The sequence below is a fragment of the Streptomyces sp. Tu6071 genome (genome assembly GCF_000213055.1).
Classification (GTDB): domain Bacteria; phylum Actinomycetota; class Actinomycetes; order Streptomycetales; family Streptomycetaceae; genus Streptomyces; species Streptomyces evansiae.
In genome coordinates, this window is the sequence record NZ_CM001165.1 from 1,381,750 (window position 1) to 1,407,062 (window position 25,313).

A 25,313-nucleotide genomic window follows, 5' to 3' on the forward strand; every position below is an offset into this window, starting at 1 on the left:
AGCCCCACACATCAGCCCCTCCGGCGCTTGAGGAGCGGGGCCCGGGGCGGAGCCCCGTGAGGCCCACCACGGGCAGGCGTCCACATACCGACACGTCTGCGTCCACCCCGTGGACAACGGTGGACTCCCCCAATCCCCCCGTGCCACGCTTCCGCCATGTCTTCCGCTGGAATCGCCTTGGTAAGTCGACGGCACGTCGATCTCTGCCGCATGTCCAGCGCCATCTGTCGGGCGCGCTGACGGTCCCACCGCCCCGTCCCCCGCGGCCCGTTCACCCCACGGCCGCCCCCTCCCCCGCCTGCGCAGCGCCGCGCACGGCCACCGTTTCCGCAGGCCCGAGCCGCCGCCTGCCCGCATGCCGCGCCCCGCCGAGCCGCGCGCAGCGCGCCCGCACGCCCCGAAGGACGTACCGCCATGGCCGACGCCCCGACGCCCCCCGCCGCCTCCCGCCGCAAGGCGAGCCGCCACCGTGGTGAAGGCCAGTGGGCGGTGGGCCACTTCACCCCGCTCAACGGCAACGAGCAGTTCAAGAAGGACGACGACGGTCTCCATGTGCGGACACGCATCGAGACGATCTACTCGAAGGCCGGTTTCGACTCGATCGATCCCAACGACCTGCGCGGGCGCATGCGCTGGTGGGGCCTGTACACGCAGCGGCGGCCCGGCATCGACGGCGGCAAGACGGCGATCCTGGAGCCGGAGGAGCTGGACGACGAGTACTTCATGCTGCGCGTCCGCATCGACGGCGGTCGCCTGACGACGGCCCAGCTCCGGGTGATCGGCGAGATCTCGCAGGAGTTCGCGCGCGGCACCGCCGACCTCACCGACCGGCAGAACGTGCAGTTCCACTGGATCAGGATCGAGGACGTCCCGGAGATCTGGCGCCGTCTGGAGGGCGTCGGGCTCTCGACGACGGAGGCGTGCGGCGACACCCCGCGCGTCGTGCTCGGCTCGCCGGTCGCGGGGATCGCGGAGGACGAGATCATCGACGGCACGCCCGCGATCGAGGAGATCCAGCGCCGCGTCATCGCGAACCCCGAATTCTCCAACCTGCCCCGGAAGTTCAAGACGGCGATCTCCGGTTCGCCGCTGCTCGACGTGGCGCACGAGATCAACGACATCGCCTTCGTCGGCGTGGAACACCCCCAGTACGGGCCCGGGTTCGACCTGTGGGTCGGCGGCGGGCTCTCGACCAACCCGAAGCTCGGCGTGCGGCTCGGCGCGTGGGTGCCGCTGGAGGAGGTCGCGGACGTGCACGTCGGCGTCATCTCCGTGTTCCGCGACTACGGTTACCGCCGCCTGCGCACCCGCGCGCGCCTGAAGTTCCTCGTCGCCGACTGGGGCGCGGAGAAGTTCCGGCAGGTCCTGGAGGACGAGTACCTGCTGCGCAAGCTCGTCGACGGCCCCGCGCCCGCCGAGCCGGTCGCGCGCTGGCGCGACCACGTCGGCGTGCACCGGCAGAAGGACGGGCGGTTCTACGTCGGCTTCGCCCCGCGTGTCGGGCGCGTGGACGGCACCCTGCTCAGCAAGATCGCGGACCTGGCCGCCGCGCACGGCTCCGACCGGCTCCGTACGACCGTCGAGCAGAAGATGCTCGTGCTGGACGTGGCGGAGGAGCGCGTCGGCTCGCTCGTCGCGGGCCTGGAGGCGCTCGGCTTCCAGGTGACGCCCTCGCCGTTCCGGCGCGGCACGATGGCGTGCACCGGCATCGAGTTCTGCAAGCTCGCGATCGTCGAGACGAAGGCGCGCGGCGCCGCGCTCATCGACGAACTGGAGCGCAGGCTGCCCGAGTTCGACGAACCACTCACGATCCACGTCAACGGCTGCCCAAACGCCTGCGCCCGCATCCAGGTCGCGGACATCGGTCTCAAGGGGCAGTTGGTCCTGGACGACGAGGGCCGCCAGGTCGAGGGCTTCCAGGTGCACCTGGGCGGGGCGCTCGGCCTGGAGGCCGGTTTCGGTCGCAAGGTGCGCGGGCTCAAGGTGACGGCGGAGGAGCTGCCCGACTACGTCGAGCGCGTGCTGCGCCGCTACCTCGCGGACCGCGAGGAGGGCGAGCGCTTCGCCGCCTGGGCGGGCCGCGCCCCGCAGGAGGCCCTGTCGTGAGCCGGGCGAGCGGCGGCACGCAGCGCGCGGTGCCCTTCTACTGCCCGTACTGCGGGGACGAGGACCTGCGGCCGGGCGAGGAGGGACACGGGACGTGGGAGTGCGCTGCCTGCAACCGCGCCTTCCGCCTCGGCTTCCTGGGCCTGCTCGCGCGCGGCTTCGTACGCGGCACGGCGCACGAGGACACGTCGTCCCACTCCCGTACCACCACCGAAGACCCCAACGGCGAAGGGGAACAACGGACATGAGCCACCCCGGCATACCCGCCACGGACCCCGGCACCCTCACGGACGACGCACTGCGCGCACTCGCCGAACAGGCGGGCCGCGAGCTGGAGGACGCCGACGCGCTCGACATCCTGCGCTGGGCGACCGGCACCTTCGGGGACCGCTTCTGCGTCACGTCCTCGATGGAGGACGCGGTCGTCGCGCACCTCGCCTCGCGGGCGCGCCCCGGGGTGGACGTCGTCTTTCTCGACACCGGCTACCACTTCCCCGAGACCATCGGCACGCGCGACGCGGTCGAGGCCGTCATGGACGTCCGCGTCCTGACCCTCACGCCCCGCCAGTCCGTCGCCGAGCAGGACGCCGCGTACGGGCCCAAGCTCCACGACCGCGACCCCGACCTGTGCTGCGCCCTGCGCAAGGTCGCCCCGCTCGCCGAAGGTCTCGCCGACTACCGCGCCTGGGCGACGGGTCTGCGCCGCGACGAGTCACCGACCCGCGCGCACACACCCGTTGTCGGCTGGGACGAGAAGCGCCGCAAGGTGAAGGTCTCGCCCATCGCCCGCTGGACGCAGGACGACGTGGACGCCTATGTGGCCGAACACGGCGTGCTCACCAACCCGTTGCTCATGGACGGCTACGGCTCGGTGGGCTGCGCGCCCTGCACCCGCAGGCTGCTCGCGGGCGAGGACGCGCGCGCGGGCCGCTGGGCCGGGCGCGCGAAGACGGAGTGCGGGCTGCACGGCTGACGCCGGGGCCGGTACGGCTCGTACGCGGAGCCCGTACCGCACGCACGCACGCAGGGCCCGTACCGCACGCACGGAGCGGGACGACGACGCGAGAGACGCCCGGAGGGACGACCGGGCACGAGGAGGGGTACGAGGTGACGGGAGCGACCGTCTGGCTCACGGGCCTGCCGAGCGCGGGCAAGACCACGATCGCCTACGCGCTGGCCGAACGGCTGCGCGCCGAGGGCCGCAGGGCCGAGGTACTGGACGGCGACGAGATCCGCGCGTTCCTCTCGGCCGGGCTCGGGTTCACCCGCGCCGACCGGGACACGAACGTCCGGCGGATCGGCTTCGTCGCCGAACTCCTCGCCTCGCACGGGGTACTGGCACTCGTACCGGTCATCGCGCCGTACGCCGACAGCCGCGAGGCGGTGCGCGAGCGGCACCGGACCGAGGGCACCCCGTACCTGGAGGTGCACGTGGCCACCCCCGTCGAGGTGTGCGCCGAGCGCGACGTGAAGGGCCTGTACGCCAAGCAGGCGGCCGGGGAGCTGACGGGACTCACCGGGGTCGACGACCCCTACGAGGCCCCCGCGGCGCCGGACCTGCGGATCGAGTCGCACACGCAGCCGGTCGCCGATTCGGCCGCCGCGCTGCACGCGCTGCTCACGGAGAGGGGACTGGTATGACGACGACGGCGACGACCGCGGGGAGCGGTACCGAGAGCCCGTTCGCGCTGAGCCACCTGGACGTGCTCGAATCCGAGGCGGTGCACATCTTCCGGGAGGTGGCGGGCGAGTTCGAGCGCCCGGTGATCCTCTTCTCGGGCGGCAAGGACTCCATCGTGATGCTGCACCTGGCGCTCAAGGCGTTCGCGCCCGCGCCGGTGCCCTTCGCGCTCCTGCACGTCGACACGGGGCACAACTTCCCCGAAGTGCTCGCCTACCGGGACCGCGTCGTCGCGGAGCACGGGCTGCGGCTGCACGTCGCCTCCGTGCAGGAGTACATCGACAACGGGACGCTGCGCGAGCGCCCGGACGGCACCCGCAACCCGCTCCAGACCGTGCCGCTCACGGAGGCCATCCGCGAGCGGCGCTTCGACGCCGTGTTCGGCGGGGGCCGGCGCGACGAGGAGAAGGCGCGCGCGAAGGAGCGGGTCTTCTCGCTGCGCGACGAGTTCTCGCAGTGGGACCCGCGCCGCCAGCGCCCCGAGTTGTGGCAGCTCTACAACGGAAGGCACGCGCCGGGCGAGCACGTCCGGGTCTTCCCGCTCTCCAACTGGACCGAGCTGGACGTGTGGCAGTACATCGCCCGCGAGGGCATCGCGCTGCCCGAGATCTACTTCGCGCACGAACGGGACGTGTTCTCGCGGAGCGGGATGTGGCTCACGGCGGGCGAGTGGGGCGGGCCGAAGGAGGGCGAGCCGGTCGAGCGGCGGCTCGTGCGCTACCGCACGGTCGGCGACATGTCGTGCACGGGGGCCGTCGACTCCGACGCGACGACGCTGGACGCGGTCATCGCGGAGATCGCCGCCTCGCGGCTCACCGAGCGCGGCGCGACCCGCGCCGACGACAAGCTCTCGGAGGCCGCCATGGAGGACCGCAAGCGCGAGGGGTATTTCTAGCCATGACCACCACCCAGGCCCTTGACACGAGCGCCACGACGCTCCTGCGTTTCGCGACCGCCGGTTCCGTCGACGACGGCAAGTCCACGCTCGTCGGGCGGCTCCTGCACGACTCCAAGTCGGTCCTGACCGACCAGCTCGAAGCCGTCGAGCGCGCCTCGCTCGACCGGGGCCGCTCGGGCCCCGACCTCGCGCTGCTCACGGACGGGCTGCGCGCCGAGCGCGAGCAGGGCATCACGATCGACGTCGCCTACCGCTACTTCGCGACCCCGCGCCGCCGCTTCATCCTCGCGGACACGCCGGGGCACGTGCAGTACACGCGGAACATGGTGACGGGCGCGTCCACGGCGGAACTCGCCGTCGTCCTCGTCGACGCGCGCAACGGCGTCGTCGAGCAGACCCGCAGGCACGCGGCCGTCGCGGCGCTCCTGCGCGTCCCGCACGTCGTCCTCGCGGTCAACAAGATGGACCTCGTGGAGTACGCGGAGCCGGTGTTCGCGGCGATCGCCGAGGAGTTCACGGCGTACGCGACGCGCCTCGGCGTCCCGGAGGTGACCGCGATCCCGATCTCGGCACTCGCCGGGGACAACGTCGTGGAGCCCTCGGCGCGCATGGACTGGTACGGCGGCCCGACCGTGCTCGAACACCTGGAGACGGTCCCGGTCAGCCACGACCTCACCGGCTGCCCGGCCCGTTTCCCCGTGCAGTACGTGATCCGCCCGCAGTCGGCCGAGCACCCCGACTACCGGGGCTACGCGGGCCAGGTGGCCTCCGGGGCGCTGCGGGTCGGGCAGCGCGTCACGGTACTGCCCTCGGGCCGTACGAGCACCATCGCGGGGATCGACGCGCTCGGCCAGGAGGTCGACATCGCCTGGGCCCCGCAGTCGGTGACCGTGCGGCTCACCGACGATCTCGACGTCTCGCGCGGCGACTTGATCGCCCCGGCCGACGAACTCCCGGCGGTGACGCGGGACGTGACGGCGACGGTGTGCCATGTCGCGGACACACCGCTGACGGTGGGGCACCGCGTGCTGCTCAAGCACACGACCCGGACCGTGAAGGCGATCGTCAAGGAGATCCCCTCGCGGCTCTCGCTCGACGACCTCACCCAGCACGCCGGTCCCGGGCGGCTCGTCGCCAACGACATCGGCCGGGTCGTGGTGCGCACCGCGGACCCGCTCGCGCTCGACGACTACGCGGGCTCGCGCCGCACGGGCTCCTTCCTGCTCATCGACCCGGCGGACGGCACGACGCTCGCCGCGGGCATGGCGGGCGCGGCCTTCGGCGGGAGCGCCGCACCGGACGACTCCCCGGCGGCCGACGACGAGGGCTGGGACTTCTGATGACTTCGCAAGGAGCGGTGGCGGTACGGGGCACGGACGGCGCGCGCGCCGCCGGGTTCCGCGTCGCCGCCGTGCCGGGGGACGGCTCCCCCGTGTTCAGGGACGTGTACGGCGGCTTCGCCAAGGAGGGCGGCCGGGTGGGCAGCGGCGCCCTGGGCGCCGGGACCGGGGGTGTCGCGCGATGTGTGTGAACCGCGGCCCGCGCCGTCCCCGGGGGAACGCGCACGCGCTCCCCGCGCTCCACCACCGAAGACCTTCCATCCGCCCCGAAGCCTTCTGACGACCCTCCCCCACGGGGACCCGACGAGGACCGGGCCAACGAGAGGACCCCCTCCCGTGCCTTCCGCAAGACTGCGCCGCTCGCTCGCCGCGGCCACCGCCCTGCCCCTGCTCGCCCTCGTCGCCACGGCCTGCGGCTACGGCTCGGACTCGGACGACGGCGACAAGGCGTCGAAGGCGCCCGTCGCCGCCGGCGCCAAGAAGCTCTCGGCGTCGAGCGTGCGGATCGGGTACTTCCCGAACCTCACCCACGCGACCGCCCTCGTCGGCATCGAGAAGGGCCTGTTCCAGAAGGAGCTGGGCGCGACCGCGGTCAAGCCGTCGACCTTCAACGCCGGGCCCTCCGAGATCGAGGCGCTCAACTCCGGTTCGATCGACATCGGTTTCATCGGCCCGTCGCCCTCCATCAACGGCTTCACGCAGTCGCAGGGCAAGTCCTTGCGGATCATCGGGGGTTCGGCCTCCGGCGGGGTCAAGCTCGTCGTGAACCCGAAGAAGATCAAGTCGCTCGACGACGTCAAGGGCAAGCGCATCGCGACCCCGCAGCTCGGCAACACGCAGGACGTCGCCTTCCTCAACTGGGCGGCGGAGAAGGGCTGGAAGGTCGACGCGCAGAGCGGCAAGGGCGACGTGTCGGTCGTCCGCTCCGACAACAAGGTGACGCCGGACGCCTACAAGTCCGGTTCCATCGACGGGGCGTGGGTGCCCGAGCCGACCGCGTCGAAGCTCGTTTCGGAGGGGGCGAAGGAGATCCTCGACGAGCGGGACCTGTGGCCCGACAAGAAGTTCGTGATCACGAACATCATCGTGTCGCAGAAGTTCCTGAGCGAGCACCCGGACGTCGTCGAGGCGGTGCTGCGCGGCTCGGTCACGACCAACAAGTGGATCAAGGACAACGACGAGGCGGCGAAGACCGCCGCGAACGACGCGCTGAAGAAGCTGAGCGGCAAGGCCCTGCCCGCCGAGCAGCTCGACCCGGCGTGGAAGTCCATCGAGATCCTCGACGACCCGCTCGCCGCGACGCTCCAGGCCGAGGCCGACCACGCGGTCAAGGCCGGGCTCCTCAAGAAGCCGCAGCTCAAGGGGATCTACGACCTCGGGCCGCTCAACAAGGTGCTCAAGGCGGAGGGCCGGCCGGCGGTGGACGACGCCGGACTCGGCGTGAAGTAGCGGCGCGGGGGCGCGGTGCCGCCGTCCGCGCACCGCGCCCCTCCGCCCCCCGTACCCATCCCCCGCCCCGTCTTCAGGAGGTGTCCCATGGCGACGACGTACGCCGAGGCCACGGACGGCAGTACGCGTGACGCGGGTCCCGCCGCCCGGCTCGCCCACGTCTCCAAGTCCTTTCCCACCCCCGCCGGGCAGCACCTCGTGCTCGACGACATCTCGCTCGACGTCGCCCCCGGCGAGTTCGTGACCCTGCTCGGGGCCTCCGGCTGTGGCAAGTCGACGTTGCTCAACCTCGTCGCCGGGCTCGACGCGCCGTCGACGGGCGAGATCAGCACGCCGGGCGCGCGGCCCGCGCTCATGTTCCAGGAGCACGCGCTGTTCCCCTGGCTCACGGCGGGCAAGAACATCGAGCTGGCGCTCAAGCTGCGCGGCGTGCCGAGGCCGGAACGGCGGCCGAAGGCCGAGGAGTTGCTGAATGTCGTACGGCTCGAAGGGGCGTACGGGAAGCGCGTGCACGAGCTGTCCGGCGGGATGCGGCAGCGCGTGGCGCTCGCCCGCGCGCTCGCGCAGGACAGCAGGGTCCTGCTCATGGACGAGCCGTTCGCCGCGCTCGACGCGATCACCAGGGACCTGCTCCACGACGAGCTGACCCGGGTATGGCGCGAGACGCGGCTCTCGGTGCTCTTCGTGACGCACAACGTGCGCGAGGCGGTGCGGCTCGCGGAGCGCGTCGTGCTGCTCTCCTCGCGCCCGGGACGGATCGCGCGCGAGTGGCGCGTGGACATCCCGCAGCCGCGCCGTATCGAGGACACCGCCGTGGCGGAGCTGTCCGCCGAGATCACCGAGGAACTGCGGGGGGAGATCCGCCGTCATGGCCAGCACTGAGACAAGCACCCGGCTGAACAAGGACCCGGGGAGCGAGGGGGACGGCGACCTCGCCGGGCTCGACGCGCTCGAAACGGCGGGCGGCGCGGGCGGCACGGGGCGTCCCGGGGCGCGCGAGGTCCTGGTCCGCAAGGTCCTGCCGCCCCTCATCTCGGTCGTCCTCGTCCTCGCCGTGTGGCAGATCCTCGTCTGGGCGAAGGTCACCGACTCCTACAAGCTGCCCTCGCCGGGCGCGGTGTGGGGCGAGCTGAGCGACGCGTGGACGCAGGGAAAGCTGCTCGGCTACATCTGGACGAGCGTCTCGCGGGGCCTCTTCGGCTTCCTCCTCGCGCTCGTCATCGGCACGCCGCTCGGGCTGCTCGTCTCGCGGGTGCGCTTCGTGCGCGCGGCGATCGGGCCCATCCTCTCCGGGCTCCAGTCGCTGCCCTCGGTCGCGTGGGTGCCGCCCGCCGTGCTGTGGCTCGGGCTCAACAGCTCGATGATGTACGCCGTGATTCTCCTCGGCGCGGTCCCCTCGATCGCCAACGGCCTCGTCTCCGGCGTCGACCAGGTGCCCCCGCTGTACCTGCGGGCCGGGCGCACGCTCGGCGCGACGGGCCTGCGCGGCACCTGGCACATCGTGCTGCCCGCCGCACTGCCCGGCTACCTCGCGGGGCTCAAGCAGGGGTGGGCGTTCTCGTGGCGCTCGCTCATGGCCGCCGAGATCATCGCGTCCTCGCCCGATCTCGGCATCGGCCTCGGACAGTTGCTGGAGAACGGCCGTACCAACAGCAGCATGTCGATGGTGTTCCTCGCGATCTTCCTCATCCTGATCGTCGGCATCGCGATCGACCTGCTCATCTTCAGCCCGCTGGAGCGCAGGGTGCTGCGCACGCGCGGGCTGCTCGTCAGGAGCTGAGCCATGCCCGCGTCCCGCCCCGCCCTGCTGGTCGTCGCGCACGGCAGCCGCGATCCGCGCCATGCCGCGACGGTGCGTGAACTCGTCGCGCGCGTCGAACGGTTGCGGCCGGGGCTCGCCGTCGAGACGGCGTTCCTCGACTTCGTCGAGCCGTCCGTGCCGGAGGCGCTGGAGCGGCTCGCGGCGGCAGGGGCGGGGGCGCGCGAGGTCGTCGCGCTGCCGCTGCTGCTCACACGCGCCTTCCACGCCAAGAGCGACATCCCGGCGGTGCTCGACGCGGCGAGCCGCGCGCTGCCGGGGCGGCGGGTGCGGGTGCGGCTCGCGCGCGTGCTCGGTCCCTCGCCGCTCCTGACGGCGGCCCTGGAGCGGCGGCTCGCGGAGGCGGGGGTACGGCGAGCCGAACGCGCCTCGACCGCCGTCGTGCTCGCCGCGGCCGGGTCGAGCGACCCGGAGGCCGCCACCGTGCTCGAAGGGCTCGCGCGGCAGTGGCGGGGCGCGGGCTGGGGCGCGGTGCGGCTCGCGTACGCCTCGGCGCGCGGGCCGCGTACCAAGGAGGCGGTACGGGCGCTGCGCGCGGCGGGCTGGGCGCGGATCGCGGTCGCGCCGTACGTCCTCGCCCCCGGTTTCCTCCCCGACCGCATCGCGCGGGGCGCGCGCGAGTCCGGCGCGGACGTCCTCGCGGAGGCGCTGGGTCCCGCGCCCGAGGTCGCGCGGCTCCTCGTACGGCGGTACGAGGACGCGCTGCTCGCGCCGAGGCCCCGGCTCGCGGCGGCAGCCTGACGTACAGCCGTTCGAAGATCCCCACTATGGTGGGCCGCGTGACTCCGGAACTGCGCACCGAGCGCCTGGTACTGAGCCCGTACGTCCGAGCCGACGAGGAGGACTTCGTCTCCCTCTTCCAGACGGCCGCCTTCGGCGAGCACTTCGGCGACGGCATGCAGTCGCCCGAGCAGGACCGCGCCCTGTTCGCGCGGATCTTCAGCTACGTCTACGCCGAGGAGCGCTTCCCCGTGTGGGCGGTGCGGCTCGACGGGGCGTACGCCGGGCACGCCGAGATCAAGCCCTCGCCCGCGCCGTGGCTCGACGGGCACGAGATCGTCTACGGCCTCGCCCCGCGCCACCAGCACCGGGGCCTCGGCACGGAGGTCGCGGCGGCGCTCACGGCGTACGGCCACGAGACCCTGGGCCTCGCGGAGGTCCACGCGACGGTCGACTCCCACAACGCCCCCTCCCTCACCCTCCTCGAACGCCTCGGCTACGCGCGCCGCCGCGAGGTCAAGGAGGACGACGGCCACGTGACGTGCCTGCTGACCTCGACGGCGGAAGGCTGGGCGGCGCGTGGCTGAGAGCGCCGGGCGGGCGGGGCGCGGCTGAGACCGCCGGGTAGACGGCGCGCGGCTGAGAGCGTCGGGCGGGCGGGGCCGCCAGTCGGGCGACGCGCGGCCGGGCCGCCGCCGGTACGGGGCGCGTCCCCGGGCGGGGCCGCGCCTCCCGCCTTCCGCCGTCGCTACCCCCGTGCCGCCCTCGCTACTCCCGTGCCGCCCTCGCGATCCGTTCGCGGACCTCGGCGGGTGTGCGGGCGCCGGGGCCGCCGCCCGTGCGTGCCAGTTCGTTGACGAGGGTGCGCAGGGTCTCGTTGACCGGGGCGGGAACGCCGTGCAGGCGGCCGAGGAGGACGATCTCGCCGTTGAGCCAGTCGGCCTCGACCGAGGCGGCCCCGCGCTTGAGGCTCTGCCACGTGGAGCCGCCGCCGCGCGGGACGCCGGGCACGGGGAGCAGCCGCATCCGCTCACCGCGCGCGGCACGCGCCTCCTCCTCGCCCACCGTCGCGATCCCGGCCGCTTCGAGCACCGCGATGCCCTCCGCGCGCGCCTCGTCGACGAGGGCGAGGGCGTCGGGGCCCTCGACCGGCCCCGTCAACGCCTCGATCGCGTTGGGGAGGTTGTCGAGCAGCTTGCCGTACTTCCAGGGCATGACGTCGGCGGGCAGCGGCGCGTCGAAGCGGCTCGCGCGCAGGTCGGCCGCGACGGCTTCGAGGACGGGCTCGGGGCGGCCCGGCGGGTAGGCGCCGAGGTGCAGGATGCCGGTGAGCGGGTCGCCGCCCGCGCCGACGACGCCCGCTTCGAGGAACGTGGACGGCAGCCACACGCACACGCCGACGACCCTAGCGAAGCGGCGCAGCGCCGTGCGCTCGTTCGCGACGCCGTTCTGGAGGCACAGCACGGGCAGCCGCTCCCCCGCCGTACCGCCGCCCGCGACGGGACGCGGTGCCCACGCGTCCAGCGCCGCCACGGTGTCCTGGCTCTTGACGGCGAGCAGCAGCACGTCGTCCGCGCGCAGCTCCCCCAGCTCCTCGGGCCCACCGACCACGCGCACGCGCTCCACGTGCTCCCCCTCGGGTGTCACGAGCCGCAGCCCGTCCCGCTCCAGGGCCTCCCGGTGCGCCCCGCGCGCGACGCACACCACCTCGCGTCCGCTCCCCGCGAGCCGCGCGCCCACGGTCCCGCCGACGGCCCCTGTCCCGACCACGATGTATCGCATGCGGGGGAGCCTGCCACAGGGACGGTCGCCGGGGCCCGGCAGGCCCGGCCCGGTGTGCGCGGCTGCCCGGATCGCCCCATCATGAGCCCATGCCGACCGCCTTCGACCCCACCCGCGTCCCCCACCTCAACGGCCCCTTCGCCCCCGTCACGGACGAGGTCGACGCCGTGGACCTGACGGTCGTCGGGGAGCTGCCGGAGGCACTGGACGGCGTGTACCTGCGCAACGGGCCCAATCCCCGGTTCACCCCGGTCGGCAGCTACCTCTACCCGCTCGACGGTGACGGCATGGTGCACGGCGTGTGGCTCTCCGGCGGGCGGGCCAGGTACCGGAACCGGTTCGTACGGACCGAGGCGATGCGCGCCGAGGAGCGCGCCGGGCGGGCGCTGTGGGGCGGCCTGGAATCGCTGATCCTGCCGGACGCGTCCGAGGTCGGGGAAGACCTCGCCGATACCTTCAAGCCGCTGCCCGACATCAACGTGGTCCGGCACGCGGGGCGGCTGCTCGCGCTCGCCGAGTCCGACTGCCCGTACCGCCTCGCCCCCGGGCTCGACACGCTCGGCAGGGAGACCTTCGACGGCCGGCTGCCCGCCGGGATCACCGCGCACCCCAAGACCGATCCGGTGACCGGCGAACTGGCCGCCTTCTGCTACGCGCTGGAGCCCCCGTACCTCACGTGGTCGCTCATCGGCCCGGACGGGACGGTACGGCGCGGCCCGACGCCGGTCGCGGGCGTGGACGAGCCCCGCATGATCCACGACATGGCGCTCACCGCGCACTACCTCGTCCTGGTCCTCGCGCCCGCCTTCTTCACCCTGGACGAGGCGCTGCGCGGCGGTTCCTTCCTCCACTGGCGCCCCGAGCGCGGCACGCGCCTCGCGCTGATCCCGCGCGACGGCGGCCCCGTGCGCTGGGCGGAGGACGAGGCGTTCTGGCTGTGGCACACCGTCAACGCCTACGAGCGGCCCGGGGACGGAGACGTCGTCCTGGACTACGTGCAGTGGCCGGAACTGTCCCTCGGGGCGCGCCACGAGCGCCGTTCCGCGCCGGGGGCCGCGCACGGGCTCACGCGCGCCGTCGTCGACCCCGTCGCGGGCACGGTGCGCCGCACGCGGCTCGACGACGCGCGCGTGGAGCTGCCCCGTATCGACGACCGCGTCCTCTCCCGCCCGCACGACCGCCTCGCCGTCGCCGCGGGCAGCGGACGCGCGCGGGACCTGCTGCCGGGCGAGTACGACGCGCTGCGCTTCTACGAGGTGGGAGGGCCGGAGATCGCCGCCGTGAGCTGGGACGCGGGCGACCTCGCGGTGGGCGAGCCGGTCTTCGCGCCCGAGCCGGGCACGCGGGACAGCGCGCGCGGCTGGTGGCTCACCTTCGCGACCGACCGCACGGACGGGTCGAGCCGCCTCCTCGTGCTGTCCGCCGCGGCCCCTGGCTCCGGACCGGTCGCGGAGGTCCGTGTCCCGGTCCGCGTCCCGCTCGGGCTGCACGGGAGCTGGCTGCCGACCGAGGAGTGACCCACCGCCGCCCGGCAACGGGTGTCGCGCGCAGCAAGGGCGGGCGGTCCGCGTACGGGGCCGTCGACCGGTGCACCGGGGCGGGCGACCCGCGTACGGCGCGGGCCCCCCTCGCGCGGCGGACGCGGGTCCTTCGCACCTCACGCCGCAGGAAGCGCTTTCCCCGGACACCGTTCCCCCGGTGGGCCCCGGCGGCATAGCGTGGGGTGTCGCACGTCGCCCCGTGCTGCCGGGGAGCGACGCATCGTCTTCGTGCGTTCACGCACCGTGTGCTGGAGGAGAGGCCCCCATGGCCCTGTTCGACCTGTCCCTCGACAAGCTGCCCGGTTACCGCAGCGCGTCCGTGGAGCCGGAGGACTTCGACGCCTTCTGGTCCCGGACGCTCGCCGAGACCCGCGCGCACCCGCTCGACGCCCGTTTCGCGCGTGTCGACGTCCCGCTGACGACGGTCGAGGTGTACGACGCGAGCTTCTCCGGTTTCGGCGGCGACCGGATACGCGGCTGGCTCGTCCTGCCCGCAGGGACGAGCGAACCGCTGCCGCTCGTCGTCGAGTTCCTCGGGTACGGGGGCGGGCGCGGCCTGCCGCACACGCACCTGCTCACCGCGAGCGCGGGCTACGCGCACTTCGTGATGGACACGCGCGGCCAGGGCGCGGGCTGGGGCGGTGGCGACACCCCGGACCCGGGTGGCAGCGGCCCCGCCGTGCCCGGTTACATGACGCGCGGGATCGACGACCCGGACGCGTACTACTACCGGCGCGTCTTCACCGACGCGGTGCGGGCCGTGGAGGCGGCGCGCTCGCACCCGCTCACCGACGCGAGCCGCACCGTCGCGACGGGGACCAGCCAGGGCGGCGGGATCACGCTCGCGGTCGGCGGCCTCGTGCCCGACCTCGCGGGCATCGCGCCCAACGTGCCGTTCCTGTGCGACTTCCCGCGCGCCACGACGCTGACCAACAAGCACCCGTACCGCGAGATCGGCGCGTACCTCAACGTCTTCCGGGACCGCATCGCCGCCGTGCGCTCCACGCTCGCCTACTTCGACGGCGTGCACTTCGCCGCGCGCGGCACGGCGCCCGCGCTCTTCTCGACGGCCCTGGAGGACGAGGTCTGCCCGCCGTCGACGGTGTACGCGGCGTTCAACGCGTACCCGGTCGCGGAGAAGGACATCAAGGTCTACGAGTTCAACGGCCACGAGGGCGGCGGCACCCACCAGGAGGCGGCCCGCCTGGCGTGGCTGCGGGGGCTGGAAGGGTTCGGGCCCGGGGGCCGAGCAGCCTGACGGGGGCGGGGGCGCGTCCTGCCGGCGTACGGACGTGAGCGCCCGCGGTCCTCTCAGGGAGCGCCGTCGTCCGGCGCCTCCACGGTGTACGGCGTCCCCTGGTGGAACCACAGCAGCCACTCCCCCGGGCCCGGCTCGCGGCGCCACAGCGAGGCGCGGTGCACGGTGCGCTCGCCGTCGTCGGTGTCCCAGCGCAGGTGTACGAGATCGGGGGCGAGCCGGGTCGCGGTCATGGCCGTGACCCGGCTCGGCCTGTCCCCGGGGCTGTCCGGGGCGGCGGTCGCGGGCGAGAGCACGGCGGCGACCGAGGCACGGTCCCACAGCCGCCCCGAGGCGCCGACCTCGTGGAACTCCGGGTGGAGGTCGCGCAGGAGAGCGGCGGGATCACGGCGCACCTCCGGCCGGAGCATCCGCAGCTCGCGGGCGACGACTTCGGCGAGATCGGGGTCGCGGGGCCGGTACGGGTCGTCGTGCGAGCGGGGCTCGTGATGGGGGCGGGGCTCGTGACGGGAGCCCGAGTCGAGGGAGCCGGGTGCGTCGTCGTGGGAGCCGATCTCCCGGGGCGTGTCGGCCGTCATGGCCCCGTATCCTCCTCCGCCTGCTCCGCGAGGGCGAGGAGTTTCCCCACCGTGTTCCAGGTGCGGGTCGTCGTGAAGAGGCCCGGGAGGCGGGCGGGGCGCAGGAGTTCGGTGGCGAGGGCGGAGCGGCTGAGGCCGTCCGGGGTGTGCAGGTAGAGGACGCGGTCGCCGATGCGGTAGTCGTCGGGAGCGTGCGCGGCGGGGTCGAGGTCGGTGAAGCGGGCGGGGTCGGCGGGTCCCGAGAGGAAGACGAACTGGAGCCGTGAGCCCTGGAAGGTGCCTTCGGGGTACGGGTTCGCGGCGAGCGCCGCCCGCAGCCGTTCCGCGTCGAGCACGAGAACGGGGACGGCGAAGCCGAACTCCCCCTCGAGAGCGGCGGCGAGCGCGGCGGCGTGCTCCTCGGGCGGGCGTGGTTCGCCCGGGACGAAGACGAGGTTCCCGCTGTTGAGATGGGTGCGCACGGCCCGGTGCCCGAGCCCGGCGGCCAGTTCGCGCAGCCGCGCCATCGGCACCTTGTGCGCCGTCCCCACGTTCACGCCCCGCAGCAGGGCGACCGAAGCACTCGTCATGCCCCGCACCGTAGCCGCCGCCACCGACAACGGCCGGAAGGCGGCCGGGAAGACGCGGCGGCCTCCGGAAAAGCCGCTCCCCCCGGCGCCGTGGGGCAGCCGGGGGGGGAGGGACCGCGACGGCGGCGGGGCGGTCTCCTCCGCCCCGCGCGGGAGCGGGTGTCAGGAGGGCGAGTCCGGGGAGCGCGGGGCCTCCCGCTCGCCGCGCTGGGCCGGAACCTGCGTACCGAAGGCGATCGTCTGCTCCTCCCGTGCCTGCTCGCCCGGGTAGGCGGCGCCGGTCGCGTCGGCGACGCGCGCGAGCTCCTCCTCGGCGAGGGCCGGGGGCGGCAGCGGTATGGACTCCAGCGTGCGGCCGAAGTCGCGCGTGGAGAGGAGGAGTTTGTAGACGATGGCCAGCTCGAAGACGAGCATGAGCGCGGCCGAGACGAGCGTCGCGCCGAGGACCACGTTGAAGAGCGGGCCGACGATGAAGACGCCCATCTGGAACTCGATGCCGCTCACGAGGTGCGGGCGGATGCGGTGCCGCAGCAGGGCGGAGCGGAAGCGCAGGTAGAGGGGGAACTTCCGGCGGAACTCCTGCTGGAGGTCGATGACCTGCTTCGCCCTGACCGGCGGGGTGTCCTCGTCGCTCAGCCCGCTCGCCCCGGGCAGGTCGGCGCCCGAGGGGTCCTTGACGGTCGGGTCCTGCTCGTCGAGGTCCTCGGAGCCGGGCAGGTCGAGGGCGTCGCGCCCGGCCCCGGCCGCGCCGGGGCGCTCCCCGGCGGCGTACGCGTACGGGGACCGCGTGGCGGCCGGGGCCTCGTCGGCGCCGTCCTCGTCGGGATCGGTGGGCGCGGTCGTATCGGCCGCGCGGTTGAGGTCCTGTTCGATGTCGGCCTCGGGGTTGGCGCGCAGCAGGTCCTCCATGAAGGCGACCTGCTCGCTGTTCTGCGCCTTGCGCGCGGCACGCATCCTGGCCTTGATCTGACGCCGCATGGTGAGGCGGGTCTTGAAGGTCTCCAGGGCGTTGATGTACCGCAGCGCGTCGCAGAAGACGACGAGCACCGCGAGCCAGATGTAGAGGGTGTTGTCGGTGCGGTGGTACTGGCCCCACATGAGCGCGACGGCACAGGCGGCGACGCGGATGCGGTCGAAGATGTAGTCGAGCCACGCGCCGAAGACGGAACCGCGCCCGGTGAGGCGGGCGACCTTCCCGTCCATGCAGTCCAGGACGAAGCTGAAGTGGTAGACGACCGCGCCGAGGACGATCCACTGCCAGTCGCCGAGCGCGAAGAGCGCCGCGGAACCGAGGCCGAGGACGAGCGCGGCCCACGTGATCTGGTTCGGGGTGATCCGCGTGTAGCGGGCGGTGAGCCGGACGAGGGGGGTCGCGAGCGGGTCGACCAGCAGGACGGTCCACCACGCGTCGCGCTTCTTCTGTACGAGCTTGCGCACTTCGCGCACCGGCGGGGTGCTGCGGCGGTCGTACGGGGCGGGACGGCCCTGCGCCGGGGCGGCGGGCCGTCCCGGCACGACCGGGGCGGGGTGGGGTGCGGCGTCGCCGCCCGGAGATGCGGGGTCCGTGGGGGCGAGCGTTTCGTGCTCGTGAGCCATTCTCGTTTTCCTGCCGTTGCGGAGAGTTCACCCCACGGTAGGGACGCGTTCACCGAAGAAACAAGGGTCTTCAAGTGCAACCCTCGGGTCACTCCGCAGGTCTCCCCGCCCGATTACGCCGCCCCGCGCACACAATTTCTCCATTTTTCGCGCGTGTTATTCCGGCGTTATCCATTGGGCGCCGCGTTGTTATTCGACGGACGGAACGCTTTCCCGCCCGGACTCGTCACCGGTCTCGCCGCCCGGCGCGTTGTACCGCAGCAGGTAGCCCGCGAAGCGGTCGAGGTCGGCCTCGCCCCAGTCGGCGAGACGCTGCCGAAAGGCCCGCCGCCGCGCCTCGTTCACCTGTGCGAGCACCTCCACGCCATGGTCGGTCAGGTGCAGCACGTGCACCCGCGCGTCGACGGGATCGGCGCTGCGCGCGACGAGACCGGCCCGTTCGAGAACGGATACCTGGCGACTGATAGTCGACTTGTCGAGCAGATAATGCGCGGCCAGATCGGTCGCCCGGCAACCCGGCTGAAATTCGACGTGGCTCAGCAGCGTGAAGGAAACGAGCGACAATTCCGGATGCATGTGCGCGGCGACCCCCCTGGCCCTGCGCGCGAAGGCAGTCATTTCACGCTGAATGATCTCCAGGGCGGCATCCCTGCCGACTGCCGCGTACCCCGCCTCGTCCTGCGCCACGTACACCGCCTCCTCCGATTGGTTGTACAGTACAACGTAAGCACATGGTTGCATTTGCCAACCACCCCGGCCGCCGTCGCCCGTCCCCGGCACGGCGCGGTTCCACAGGAGTACTCCCGATGAGTTCAGCCGAAGCCCCGGCGCCCAGCAGGGCCCGCGATCTGGCAGCGGCCCGTCATGTCCTGGTCCACCTGCTGACCCCGATGCTCATGTGCGTCGGCATGGGCCTCGCCTACCTCGGCGCCTTCGTCAATCCCTCGCCGCACCACATGCCGGTCGCCGTCGTCGGCGCGGGCCCGAGCACCGCCGCGCTCGCCCAGACGATCCACGACAAGGCAGCGGCGGCGGGCGAGTCGCTCGACGTACGCACGGTCCCCGACCGCGACGCGGCGCACCACCTGCTCATGGAGCGGCAGCTCTCCGGCGCCTTCGTCCCCTCCGGCACGGCGCCCGAGCTGCTCGTCGCGAGCACGAACGCCGACACGAGCGCCACAGTGGCGGAGAAGGTCTTCACGCCGCTCGCCACCGCGCAGGGCAAGCCGCTCAAGGTCACCGACCTCGCCCCGCCCGCCCACGGCGACCCCACGGGGCAGGGTGTCTTCTTCTTCCTCGTCGCCGTGAGCATCGGCTCGTACGCGTCCGTCGCGGTGCTCGGCGGGGCGGGGGCCGTGCTGCGGATGCGGACCAGGGCCGCCTTCGTCGTCGTGACGTCCTTCGTCGTGAGCCTCATCGGCGCGGCGCTCGCGGGACCCGTCTTCCACGTCGTCTCGCACGGGCTGTGGGGGGTGTGGGCCATGGCCTGGCTCTACTCGGCGGGCATCCTCTTCCTCGGCGTGGGCCTGCACACCTTCCTGAAGCGGTGGACGACGCTCACGATGATGGTCCTCTTCGTGATGCTCAACTTCACGACGTCCGGCGGCCTGTACCGCCCCGAACTCCTCAACGGCTTCTTCGGCGCGCTGCACTCCTTCTGGAACGGCGCGGGCCTCGTCGAGGGTCTGCGCAGCCTCGTCTACTTCGACCACGTCGGCCTCGGGCGGCACGTCCTCACGCTGGCGGCCTGGCTCGTCGTCGGCCTGCTCGCGACGACGGCGGCCGGTCTGTACGAGCGACGCCACCGCACCGCTCCCGCCCCGGCTCCCGAGCCGCCGCACCACCACGCGGCGCCGTCCGGGCGGGACGAGACGCCGGAGGAGCACGAGGAGCGGGAGGAGGAGATGGACGAGTCGGTGGGGGTCTGACCGGGGGCGGGTGACCCAGTGGGAAACTGGTCACGGCGTCCCGGACACCCCGGACGCCGTGACCACGGCACACCGGCCCCCGCGGGGCCCGGCACGGGAGGCGGACGATGGACGAGTCGCGGGCGCGCGAGGTGCTGGGCTCGGCGGGGCTCGACGCGGGCGCGGAGCTGATGGTGCTCGGCGAGAACGCGGTCTTCGCCTCCGGGGACCTCGTGATCAAGGTCGGGCGGGCACCCGAGCTGCTCGACCGGGCACAGCTCGCGCTCCGCATCGCGGACTGGCTCAAGGAGAGCGACGTCCCCGCCGTCCGCGCCGCGCGCTCCGAGCCGCTGCTCGTCGAAGGGCATCCCGTCACGCTGTGGGAGCGGCTGCCGGAGGCGAGCAGGCCCGCCACCCCCGCCGACCTCGCGACGCTCCTGCGCCGGGTCCACGCGCTGCCCGCCCCGTCCTTCGCCCTGCCCCGGCGCGAGCTGCTCGGCGGCGTCGAGCGCTGGCTGCGGCTCGCCGGGGACGCGATCGACCCGGCCGACGCGGACTTCCTGCGCGCGCGCCGCGACGGCTTCGCCCCGGCCGCCGCCGCCCTCACCCCGCACCTGACCCCCGGCCCGGTCCACGGCGACGCGCTCCCGCGCAACGTGCTCGCCGGGCCCGACGGGCCCGTCCTCTCGGACCTGGAGACCTTCTCCTTCGACCTGCGCGAGCACGACCTCGTCGTGATGGACCTCTCGCGCGACCGCTACGGCCTCCCCACCGAGGCGTACGAGGAGTTCGTACGGGCCTACGGCTGGGACGTGCGCGAGTGGGAGGGGCGGCTCACCCTGCGCGGGGCGCGCGAGACGGCGAGCTGCGCGTGGGTGGCGCAGCACGCCCCGTCGAACCCGGCGGCCCTGACCGAGTTCCGCCGCCGCGTGAACTCGCTGCGGGACGGCGACACAACGGTGCGCTGGTACCCCTTCTGAGACCGGGGCGGGACCGCCGCCCGGGCGCGAAGGGCTGCCACAGGCGGTACGAGGTACCCGGCCGCGTCCGGCAGCCCGCCATCCGCCTCACCGCCACCGCAATCCCGTGCCGCACCCCCACCCCTCGCCGCACGTCCCACGCCACCGCGGGCACCCGCGCGCCCACCCATCCCGCACTCCCCGCTCCGGGCCACATCCCGCTGCCCGGCCCGCACCCCACCGTTCCCCCGAACAACCGCTTACACCCGTACCGCCCGCCCGCCCTCTCCCTGGTCCCCCCTCAAGCCGCCGTCCGCTGGCGCGGTATCACCGGCCACGCCCCCTCCACCACCGCGTCCGGCTTCGTGCGGCGCAGGTACTCCTGGAGGCTCGCTGACTGGCGGGCCGCCGCGTCGATCTGGAGGCGGTGCAGGTCCGTGGGGGGCAGGGTGCCGAGGCTGGGGTGGTGGGCGCCGAGGCTGCGGGCGAGGAGGGTCGCCGCGAGGGCGTCGGAGCGGGCGTCGTGGGCGGTGTCGAGGCGGACGTCGTAGTGGGCGCACAGGGCGGCCAGGACGCGGCTGCCCCTGCGGTAGCGGTCGGCGTGCTTGTCGAGGACGAGCGGGTCGATCACCGGGGCCGGTTCGGCGCCGAGCAGCTCGGCGAGCGCGGGCACACCGTGGCGGCGGCACTCGCGGTCGAGGAGGGAGAGGTCGTAGCGCGCGTTCATCACCACGAGCGGGGTGCCCACGCGCAGTTCGGCGGCGAGCGCCTCGGTGATCTCGGCGACCGCGCCCCGGGCGGGGGCGCCGTCGGCGCGGGCGCGCGCGGTGGGGATGCCGTGGATCGCGGTGGCCTCGGCGGGGATCTCGACGCCCGGGTCGAGCAGCCATGTACGGGTGTGGGCGACGGCGCCCGAGGAGTCGAGGCGTATCACCGCGGCGGTGACGATGCGGTCCTGCTCGACGTCGGTGCCCGTGGTCTCCAGGTCGAAGCCGGTCAGCGGCCCCTCGTACCAGGTCATATGTGTCTCCCTCGGCGTGTTCGGCGACGTGTCCCCCCGTCCGGGCGCCGCGTGGTCCCCACCCTCGCACGCGCCTGTGACAGTGCCCCCGTACCCCCCGGGGCCCCTCCGTAAGGGGCCCTCAGGAGACCGGCCGGGCGTCCGCCCAGGCCGATTCGAACTCCTCGCGGTACGTGTCGAAGAGGCCGCCCTCGCCGCCGGCGGCCCCGCGCACGAGGCGTCCCCCGCCGCGCACCACGAGGACCGGGGACTCCATGCCCCGTGCCCGGCGCAGGTAGGGCTGGACGACGGCGACTCCGTCCGCCGTGTCGCCGTCGACGAGGTAGGCGTTGGAGCGGGGTGTCTCGTCGATGACCTGTATCTCGAAGGCGCCGGGGTCGCGCAGCCGGGCCCGGACGCGCCGCATGTGGAGGATGTTCATCTCGACACCGCGGCTCATCTCGCCGCGCTTGAGGCCGAGTTCGCGTTCGCGGCGCTTGACTGCGCTGCTCGCGGGGTTGAGGAAGAGGAGGCGGGTGCGGCAGCCCTCCTCGGCGAGGCGGACGAGGCGGCGTCCGGAGAAGTTCTGCACGAGGAGGTTGAGGCCGATGCCCATCGCGTCGAGCCTGCGGGCCCCGGCGAAGAGGTCCTCGGCGGGGAACTGCCGCAGGAGGCGGACGCGGTCGGCGTGGACAGCGACGACGTCCGCGTACCGGTCGCCGACCAGGTCCTCGACGGCGTCGACGGGGAGGCGGCGGGTGGCGGGGATACCGGTCCCGGCCGAGAGCATGTCGAGGAGCCGGGCGGAGGCGCGTTCGGCCTGGGCGAGGACGCTCGGGTTGAGGGCACGGTTGCGCGAGACGACGTTGCGCGCGACCTCCAGCTCGTCGAGTGCCAGCTCGACGTCCCTGCGGTCGTCGAAGTACGGCTCGAAGCAGGGCCAGTGGCTGACCATCAGTTCCCGGAGCTGGGGCAGCGTCAGAAAGCTGAGCACGTTGTCGTCGGCGGGGTCGAGGAGGTAGCCCTTGCGGCGGCTGACCTCGCGCACCGCGATGGCGCGCTGCACCCACTCCTGTCCGGCGGGTCCGGCGGCGGCGGTGACCCAGTCCTCGCCGTGCACCGGTACGTAGACGGGGCGCAGCACCGCGGCGACGACGGCGCGCAGCCGTTGTTCGACGAGATTGAGCCACACGTAGACGCGGCCGGCGCGCTGGGCGCGGGTGCGGACCTCTTCCCACTCCTTGGGGCCCCAGTCCAGCTCGGGGCCTATCTGCGGGGCGACGTCCACGGTGCCCGTGAGCGGGACGGGCGGGGGCGGGCGGTCCGCCGTGGAGCCCTCCGCGCCGCCGCCTTCGCCAGGTGGCAGCTCCAGCCCTCCCGACACCCGCACACCGCCCCTTCGTCCCACTTCCGCGACGCTTGCCGCCCCTGTTCAACGATCAAGGAAGACTACTCCGGACGGGGGCCCGGGTGCAGCCGGAGGCGTTGGCTCCCTTTCCCCTCGCGCGGCCCCCGAAACGGGTCCGGGCGGGGGTGCGGGGGTGGCGTGGACGGCGGGCGGAGGCGGGGTGAGCGGGGCGGGGAGGGCTTGCGGGGATCACCTGACCGGCGGTGTACAGGCGGAGGCGGGCCGATCCGGGGCCGTAGCGATCTCGCCATAATCGCTCATCAGGCTGAATTTTTGACCGGGGGCTTGACGCCTTTCCCGTGGTCGGATCACTGCGGCGCCCCTTTCCGCGCCCCGTCCTCGTTCGTACGTCGGTGTGGTCGCGGCCCCGGCGGGACAGAAGTCCTACGGGAGCGGCCCCTCTTCCGGGAGACTCGGGCCCATGGTGGCCCTTCCCCCGGGCCGGAAACGGAAGAGTCGAGTTCATGCAGCTCTGGCCAGGTGAGGCGTATCCGCTCGGTGCCACGTACGACGGCGCCGGGACGAACTTCGCGGTCTTCTCGGAGGCCGCCGACCGTATCGAGCTGTGCCTGCTCCACGACGACGGTTCGGAGAGCGCGGTGGAACTGCGCGAGTCCGACGCCTTCGTGAGGCACGCGTATCTGCCCGGGGTGATGCCGGGTCAGCGCTACGGCTTCCGCGTGCACGGGCCGTACGAGCCCGCGCGCGGGCAGCGGTGCAACGCGGCGAAGCTCCTTCTCGACCCGTACGCGAAGGCGATCAGCGGGGCGATCGACTGGGGCGAGGCGGTGTACGGGTACCACTTCGGCGCGCCCGACAAGCGCAACGACCTGGACTCGGCCCCGTACACGATGGCCTCCGTCGTCGTGAACCCGTACTTCGACTGGGGCGACGACCGCCCGCCGCGCACGGACTACCACCGCACGGTCCTGTACGAGGCGCACGTCAAGGGGCTGACGATGCGCCACCCCGACCTGCCCGACGAGCTGCGCGGCACGTACGCGGCGCTCGCGCACCCCGCGATCATCGGGCACCTGACCGAGCTGGGCGTGACGGCGCTCGAACTCATGCCGGTGCACCAGTTCGTCAACGACCACCGGCTCGCGGACGCGGGGCTCGCGAACTACTGGGGCTACAACACGATCGGTTTCTTCGCCCCGCACAACACGTACGCCTCCTGGGGCGACCGGGGCCAGCAGGTCCTGGAGTTCAAGTCGGCGGTGCGGGCGCTGCACGAGGCGGGCATCGAGGTGATCCTCGACGTCGTCTACAACCACACCGCCGAGGGCAACCACCTGGGCCCGACGCTCTCCTTCCGGGGCCTCGACAACGCCTCGTACTACCGGCTCACCGAGGACCCCACGTACTACATGGACACGACGGGCACGGGCAACTCGCTGCTCATGCGGTCCCCGCACGTCCTCCAGATGATCATGGACTCGCTGCGGTACTGGGTCACGGACATGCACGTGGACGGTTTCCGCTTCGACCTCGCGGCGACCCTCGCGCGGCAGTTCCACGAGGTGGACCGGCTCTCGTCCTTCTTCGACCTCGTGCAGCAGGACCCGGTCGTGAGCCAGGTCAAGCTCATCGCGGAGCCGTGGGACGTCGGCGAGGGCGGGTACCAGGTGGGGAACTTCCCGCCGATGTGGACGGAGTGGAACGGCAAGTACCGCGACACGGTGCGCGATCTGTGGCGCGGGGAGCAGGGCTCGCTCGCCGAGTTCGCCGGGCGGCTGACCGGCTCCTCGGACCTCTACCAGGACGACGGGCGGCGCCCGCTCGCCTCGATCAACTTCGTGACGTGCCACGACGGCTTCACGCTGCGCGACCTCGTCTCGTACAACGAGAAGCACAACGCGGCGAACGGCGAGGACAACAGGGACGGCGAGAGCCACAACCGCTCGTGGAACTGCGGCGCCGAGGGCGAGAGCGACGACCCGGAGGTCACCGAGCTGCGGGCGCGGCAGATGCGGAACTTCCTCGCGACGCTCATGCTCTCGCAGGGTGTGCCGATGCTGAGTCACGGCGACGAGTTCGGGCGCACGCAGGGCGGCAACAACAACGCGTACTGCCAGGACAACGAGCTGGCGTGGGTGAAGTGGCCGGAGGGCGAGGGCGAGGAGACGGCGCTCGCCGCGTTCACGCGCGCGATGGTGTGGCTGCGCCGCGACCACCCGGTCTTCCGGCGCCGCCGCTTCTTCCACGGCCGCCCCGTCGAGGGCACGCACGACGAGCTGTCCGACATCGCGTGGTTCACGCCGGAGGGCGGGGAGATGACACGCGGCGACTGGGACGGGGCGACGGCGAGCGCGATGACCGTCTTCCTCAACGGCAACGCGATCTCGGAGCCGGGACCGCGCGGCGAACGCATCCAGGACGACTCCTTCCTCCTGATGTTCAACGCCTCGCCGCAGGACCTCGAATTCGTCATCCCCGTCAACCACGGCAAGGAGTGGCAGGTCGTCGTCGACACCTCGCGCGCGGACGGCCTCCCGCCGGGCACGGGCGTCAAGGCGGGCGCGGGCCAGCGGCTCGAACTGCGGGACAGGAGCCTGGTGGTGCTCCAGCGGCCCGCGTGAGGCACGGGCGGGGGTACGGGGCGGGGCGGCGGTGCGGGTACGGGGTGACCGGTCCCGTACCGCCGGCCCGCCCCCGTACCCCCGCCGTCCCGTCACCCGGCTCCGACCCGTCCATGCCCA

24 protein-coding genes and 1 pseudogene are annotated in these 25,313 nt (G+C 73.3%); 18 read left to right on the top strand and 7 right to left on the bottom strand.

The annotated features are described in order from the left end of the window. Nucleotides 1-156 precede the first annotated feature (156 nt). The 13 genes and pseudogenes from STTU_RS36020 (at nucleotide 157) to STTU_RS05710 (ending at nucleotide 10,600) form a co-directional block, all read left to right on the top strand. Nucleotides 157-240 carry a putative leader peptide gene (locus STTU_RS36020; RefSeq protein ID WP_311607211.1) on the top strand — a complete coding sequence of 28 codons (84 nt, stop codon included), beginning with the start codon at nucleotides 157-159 and terminating at the stop codon, nucleotides 238-240. Between the two features lie 174 nt (nucleotides 241-414). Then, nucleotides 415-2,106 carry a nitrite/sulfite reductase gene (locus STTU_RS05660; protein WP_007820682.1) on the top strand — a complete coding sequence of 564 codons (1,692 nt, stop codon included), beginning with the start codon at nucleotides 415-417 and terminating at the stop codon, nucleotides 2,104-2,106. Next, a pseudogene (locus tag STTU_RS05665) lies at nucleotides 2,103-2,291 on the top strand (hypothetical protein); the annotation flags it as partial. The gene STTU_RS05660 and the pseudogene STTU_RS05665, both read left to right, overlap by 4 nt. Nucleotides 2,292-2,350: 59 nt before the next feature. Then, nucleotides 2,351-3,079, top strand: a complete 729-nt coding sequence (locus STTU_RS05670) for a phosphoadenylyl-sulfate reductase (RefSeq protein WP_052862328.1) — start codon at nucleotides 2,351-2,353, stop codon at nucleotides 3,077-3,079. Between the two features lie 134 nt (nucleotides 3,080-3,213). Further along, the gene (gene cysC, locus STTU_RS05675; RefSeq protein WP_007820686.1) at nucleotides 3,214-3,747 is read left to right on the top strand and encodes an adenylyl-sulfate kinase; all 534 of its coding nucleotides are present in this window, start codon (nucleotides 3,214-3,216) and stop codon (nucleotides 3,745-3,747) included. Continuing rightward, the gene (gene cysD / locus STTU_RS05680) at nucleotides 3,744-4,682 is read left to right on the top strand and encodes a sulfate adenylyltransferase subunit CysD (RefSeq protein WP_009069440.1); all 939 of its coding nucleotides are present in this window, start codon (nucleotides 3,744-3,746) and stop codon (nucleotides 4,680-4,682) included. The genes cysC and cysD overlap by 4 nt, the downstream gene beginning before the upstream one ends. A 2-nt stretch (nucleotides 4,683-4,684) precedes the next feature. Continuing rightward, nucleotides 4,685-6,025 carry a sulfate adenylyltransferase subunit 1 gene (locus STTU_RS05685; RefSeq protein WP_007820688.1) on the top strand — a complete coding sequence of 447 codons (1,341 nt, stop codon included), beginning with the start codon at nucleotides 4,685-4,687 and terminating at the stop codon, nucleotides 6,023-6,025. After that, entirely contained in the window at nucleotides 6,025-6,216 is a 192-nt protein-coding gene (locus STTU_RS34585; protein WP_129285034.1) for a hypothetical protein, read from the top strand. Before STTU_RS05685 ends, STTU_RS34585 begins: the two co-directional genes overlap by 1 nt. Nucleotides 6,217-6,361: 145 nt before the next feature. Next, the gene (locus tag STTU_RS05690) at nucleotides 6,362-7,474 is read left to right on the top strand and encodes an aliphatic sulfonate ABC transporter substrate-binding protein (RefSeq protein ID WP_007820690.1); all 1,113 of its coding nucleotides are present in this window, start codon (nucleotides 6,362-6,364) and stop codon (nucleotides 7,472-7,474) included. Nucleotides 7,475-7,561: 87 nt separating this feature from the next. Continuing rightward, entirely contained in the window at nucleotides 7,562-8,356 is a 795-nt protein-coding gene (locus STTU_RS05695) for an ABC transporter ATP-binding protein (RefSeq protein ID WP_007820691.1), read from the top strand. Next, entirely contained in the window at nucleotides 8,343-9,254 is a 912-nt protein-coding gene (locus tag STTU_RS05700) for an ABC transporter permease (RefSeq protein ID WP_043254260.1), read from the top strand. The genes STTU_RS05695 and STTU_RS05700 overlap by 14 nt, the downstream gene beginning before the upstream one ends. 3 nt (nucleotides 9,255-9,257) lie before the next feature. After that, the gene (locus tag STTU_RS05705) at nucleotides 9,258-10,034 is read left to right on the top strand and encodes a sirohydrochlorin chelatase (protein WP_007820693.1); all 777 of its coding nucleotides are present in this window, start codon (nucleotides 9,258-9,260) and stop codon (nucleotides 10,032-10,034) included. 26 nt (nucleotides 10,035-10,060) lie between these two features. After that, on the top strand, nucleotides 10,061-10,600 hold the full coding sequence (locus tag STTU_RS05710; protein ID WP_043254262.1) for a GNAT family N-acetyltransferase: 540 nt from the start codon (nucleotides 10,061-10,063) through the stop codon (nucleotides 10,598-10,600). 181 nt (nucleotides 10,601-10,781) lie between these two features. On the opposite strand, the gene STTU_RS05715 is transcribed toward STTU_RS05710, so the two are convergent. After that, nucleotides 10,782-11,795: a ketopantoate reductase family protein gene (locus STTU_RS05715; RefSeq protein WP_043254263.1), complete on the bottom strand. Its 1,014-nt coding sequence runs from the start codon at nucleotides 11,793-11,795 to the stop codon at nucleotides 10,782-10,784. Between the two features lie 89 nt (nucleotides 11,796-11,884). Here STTU_RS05715 and STTU_RS05720 point away from each other — a divergent pair, with 89 nt between their 5' ends. Further along, nucleotides 11,885-13,312 (top strand): carotenoid oxygenase family protein, encoded by a 1,428-nt coding sequence (locus STTU_RS05720; RefSeq protein ID WP_007820695.1) that lies wholly within the window; start codon nucleotides 11,885-11,887, stop codon nucleotides 13,310-13,312. A 289-nt stretch (nucleotides 13,313-13,601) separates the two neighbouring features. Next, nucleotides 13,602-14,594, top strand: coding sequence for an acetylxylan esterase (locus tag STTU_RS05725; RefSeq protein WP_007820696.1), 993 nt, complete (start codon nucleotides 13,602-13,604; stop codon nucleotides 14,592-14,594). Nucleotides 14,595-14,647: 53 nt separating this feature from the next. Here STTU_RS05725 and STTU_RS05730 read toward each other — a convergent pair whose 3' ends face one another. The 4 genes from STTU_RS05730 to STTU_RS05745 form a co-directional block, all read right to left on the bottom strand. Beyond that, entirely contained in the window at nucleotides 14,648-15,172 is a 525-nt protein-coding gene (locus tag STTU_RS05730; RefSeq protein WP_043254265.1) for a DUF4440 domain-containing protein, read from the bottom strand. Then, on the bottom strand, nucleotides 15,169-15,741 hold the full coding sequence (locus STTU_RS05735; protein WP_007820699.1) for a DUF1697 domain-containing protein: 573 nt from the start codon (nucleotides 15,739-15,741) through the stop codon (nucleotides 15,169-15,171). The genes STTU_RS05730 and STTU_RS05735 overlap by 4 nt, the downstream gene beginning before the upstream one ends. A gap of 162 nt (nucleotides 15,742-15,903) precedes the next feature. Beyond that, nucleotides 15,904-17,337, bottom strand: a complete 1,434-nt coding sequence (locus STTU_RS05740) for a CDP-alcohol phosphatidyltransferase family protein (RefSeq protein ID WP_007820700.1) — start codon at nucleotides 17,335-17,337, stop codon at nucleotides 15,904-15,906. 189 nt (nucleotides 17,338-17,526) lie between these two features. Next, complete coding sequence (locus STTU_RS05745) at nucleotides 17,527-18,030, bottom strand: MarR family winged helix-turn-helix transcriptional regulator (RefSeq protein WP_043254267.1); 504 nt, start codon at nucleotides 18,028-18,030, stop codon at nucleotides 17,527-17,529. Nucleotides 18,031-18,143: 113 nt separating this feature from the next. On the opposite strand from STTU_RS05745, the gene STTU_RS05750 reads away from it, so the two are divergent. Then, nucleotides 18,144-19,265, top strand: a complete 1,122-nt coding sequence (locus tag STTU_RS05750; RefSeq protein WP_043254269.1) for a membrane protein — start codon at nucleotides 18,144-18,146, stop codon at nucleotides 19,263-19,265. 107 nt (nucleotides 19,266-19,372) lie between these two features. Further along, nucleotides 19,373-20,224: a phosphotransferase enzyme family protein gene (locus STTU_RS05755; protein ID WP_007820705.1), complete on the top strand. Its 852-nt coding sequence runs from the start codon at nucleotides 19,373-19,375 to the stop codon at nucleotides 20,222-20,224. Nucleotides 20,225-20,504: 280 nt separating this feature from the next. Here the strand turns inward: STTU_RS05755 and STTU_RS05760 are convergent, their stop codons facing one another. Then, nucleotides 20,505-21,224, bottom strand: a complete 720-nt coding sequence (locus tag STTU_RS05760; protein WP_007820707.1) for a 3'-5' exonuclease — start codon at nucleotides 21,222-21,224, stop codon at nucleotides 20,505-20,507. A gap of 121 nt (nucleotides 21,225-21,345) precedes the next feature. Beyond that, nucleotides 21,346-22,587 carry an SAV2148 family HEPN domain-containing protein gene (locus STTU_RS05765; protein ID WP_043257133.1) on the bottom strand — a complete coding sequence of 414 codons (1,242 nt, stop codon included), beginning with the start codon at nucleotides 22,585-22,587 and terminating at the stop codon, nucleotides 21,346-21,348. A 488-nt stretch (nucleotides 22,588-23,075) separates the two neighbouring features. On the opposite strand from STTU_RS05765, the gene glgX reads away from it, so the two are divergent. Beyond that, entirely contained in the window at nucleotides 23,076-25,193 is a 2,118-nt protein-coding gene (gene glgX / locus STTU_RS05770) for a glycogen debranching protein GlgX (protein ID WP_007820711.1), read from the top strand. Nucleotides 25,194-25,313: the final 120 nt, after the last annotated feature.

Excerpts from the sequence above, each read along its gene's own strand:
- STTU_RS36020 (WP_311607211.1), top strand. The coding sequence starts at position 157 with ATGTCTTCCGCTGGAATCGCCTTGGTAAGTCGACGGCACGTCGATCTC.
- STTU_RS05660 (WP_007820682.1), top strand. The coding sequence starts at position 415 with ATGGCCGACGCCCCGACGCCCCCCGCCGCCTCCCGCCGCAAGGCGAGC.
- STTU_RS05670 (WP_052862328.1), top strand. The coding sequence starts at position 2,351 with ATGAGCCACCCCGGCATACCCGCCACGGACCCCGGCACCCTCACGGAC.
- cysD (WP_009069440.1), top strand. The coding sequence starts at position 3,744 with ATGACGACGACGGCGACGACCGCGGGGAGCGGTACCGAGAGCCCGTTC.
- STTU_RS05685 (WP_007820688.1), top strand. The coding sequence starts at position 4,685 with ATGACCACCACCCAGGCCCTTGACACGAGCGCCACGACGCTCCTGCGT.
- STTU_RS34585 (WP_129285034.1), top strand. The coding sequence starts at position 6,025 with ATGACTTCGCAAGGAGCGGTGGCGGTACGGGGCACGGACGGCGCGCGC.
- STTU_RS05695 (WP_007820691.1), top strand. The coding sequence starts at position 7,562 with ATGGCGACGACGTACGCCGAGGCCACGGACGGCAGTACGCGTGACGCG.
- STTU_RS05700 (WP_043254260.1), top strand. The coding sequence starts at position 8,343 with ATGGCCAGCACTGAGACAAGCACCCGGCTGAACAAGGACCCGGGGAGC.
- STTU_RS05705 (WP_007820693.1), top strand. The coding sequence starts at position 9,258 with ATGCCCGCGTCCCGCCCCGCCCTGCTGGTCGTCGCGCACGGCAGCCGC.
- STTU_RS05710 (WP_043254262.1), top strand. The coding sequence starts at position 10,061 with ATGGTGGGCCGCGTGACTCCGGAACTGCGCACCGAGCGCCTGGTACTG.
- STTU_RS05715 (WP_043254263.1), bottom strand. The coding sequence starts at position 11,795 with ATGCGATACATCGTGGTCGGGACAGGGGCCGTCGGCGGGACCGTGGGC.
- STTU_RS05720 (WP_007820695.1), top strand. The coding sequence starts at position 11,885 with ATGCCGACCGCCTTCGACCCCACCCGCGTCCCCCACCTCAACGGCCCC.
- STTU_RS05725 (WP_007820696.1), top strand. The coding sequence starts at position 13,602 with ATGGCCCTGTTCGACCTGTCCCTCGACAAGCTGCCCGGTTACCGCAGC.
- STTU_RS05730 (WP_043254265.1), bottom strand. The coding sequence starts at position 15,172 with ATGACGGCCGACACGCCCCGGGAGATCGGCTCCCACGACGACGCACCC.
- STTU_RS05735 (WP_007820699.1), bottom strand. The coding sequence starts at position 15,741 with ATGACGAGTGCTTCGGTCGCCCTGCTGCGGGGCGTGAACGTGGGGACG.
- STTU_RS05740 (WP_007820700.1), bottom strand. The coding sequence starts at position 17,337 with ATGGCTCACGAGCACGAAACGCTCGCCCCCACGGACCCCGCATCTCCG.
- STTU_RS05750 (WP_043254269.1), top strand. The coding sequence starts at position 18,144 with ATGAGTTCAGCCGAAGCCCCGGCGCCCAGCAGGGCCCGCGATCTGGCA.
- STTU_RS05755 (WP_007820705.1), top strand. The coding sequence starts at position 19,373 with ATGGACGAGTCGCGGGCGCGCGAGGTGCTGGGCTCGGCGGGGCTCGAC.
- STTU_RS05760 (WP_007820707.1), bottom strand. The coding sequence starts at position 21,224 with ATGACCTGGTACGAGGGGCCGCTGACCGGCTTCGACCTGGAGACCACG.
- glgX (WP_007820711.1), top strand. The coding sequence starts at position 23,076 with ATGCAGCTCTGGCCAGGTGAGGCGTATCCGCTCGGTGCCACGTACGAC.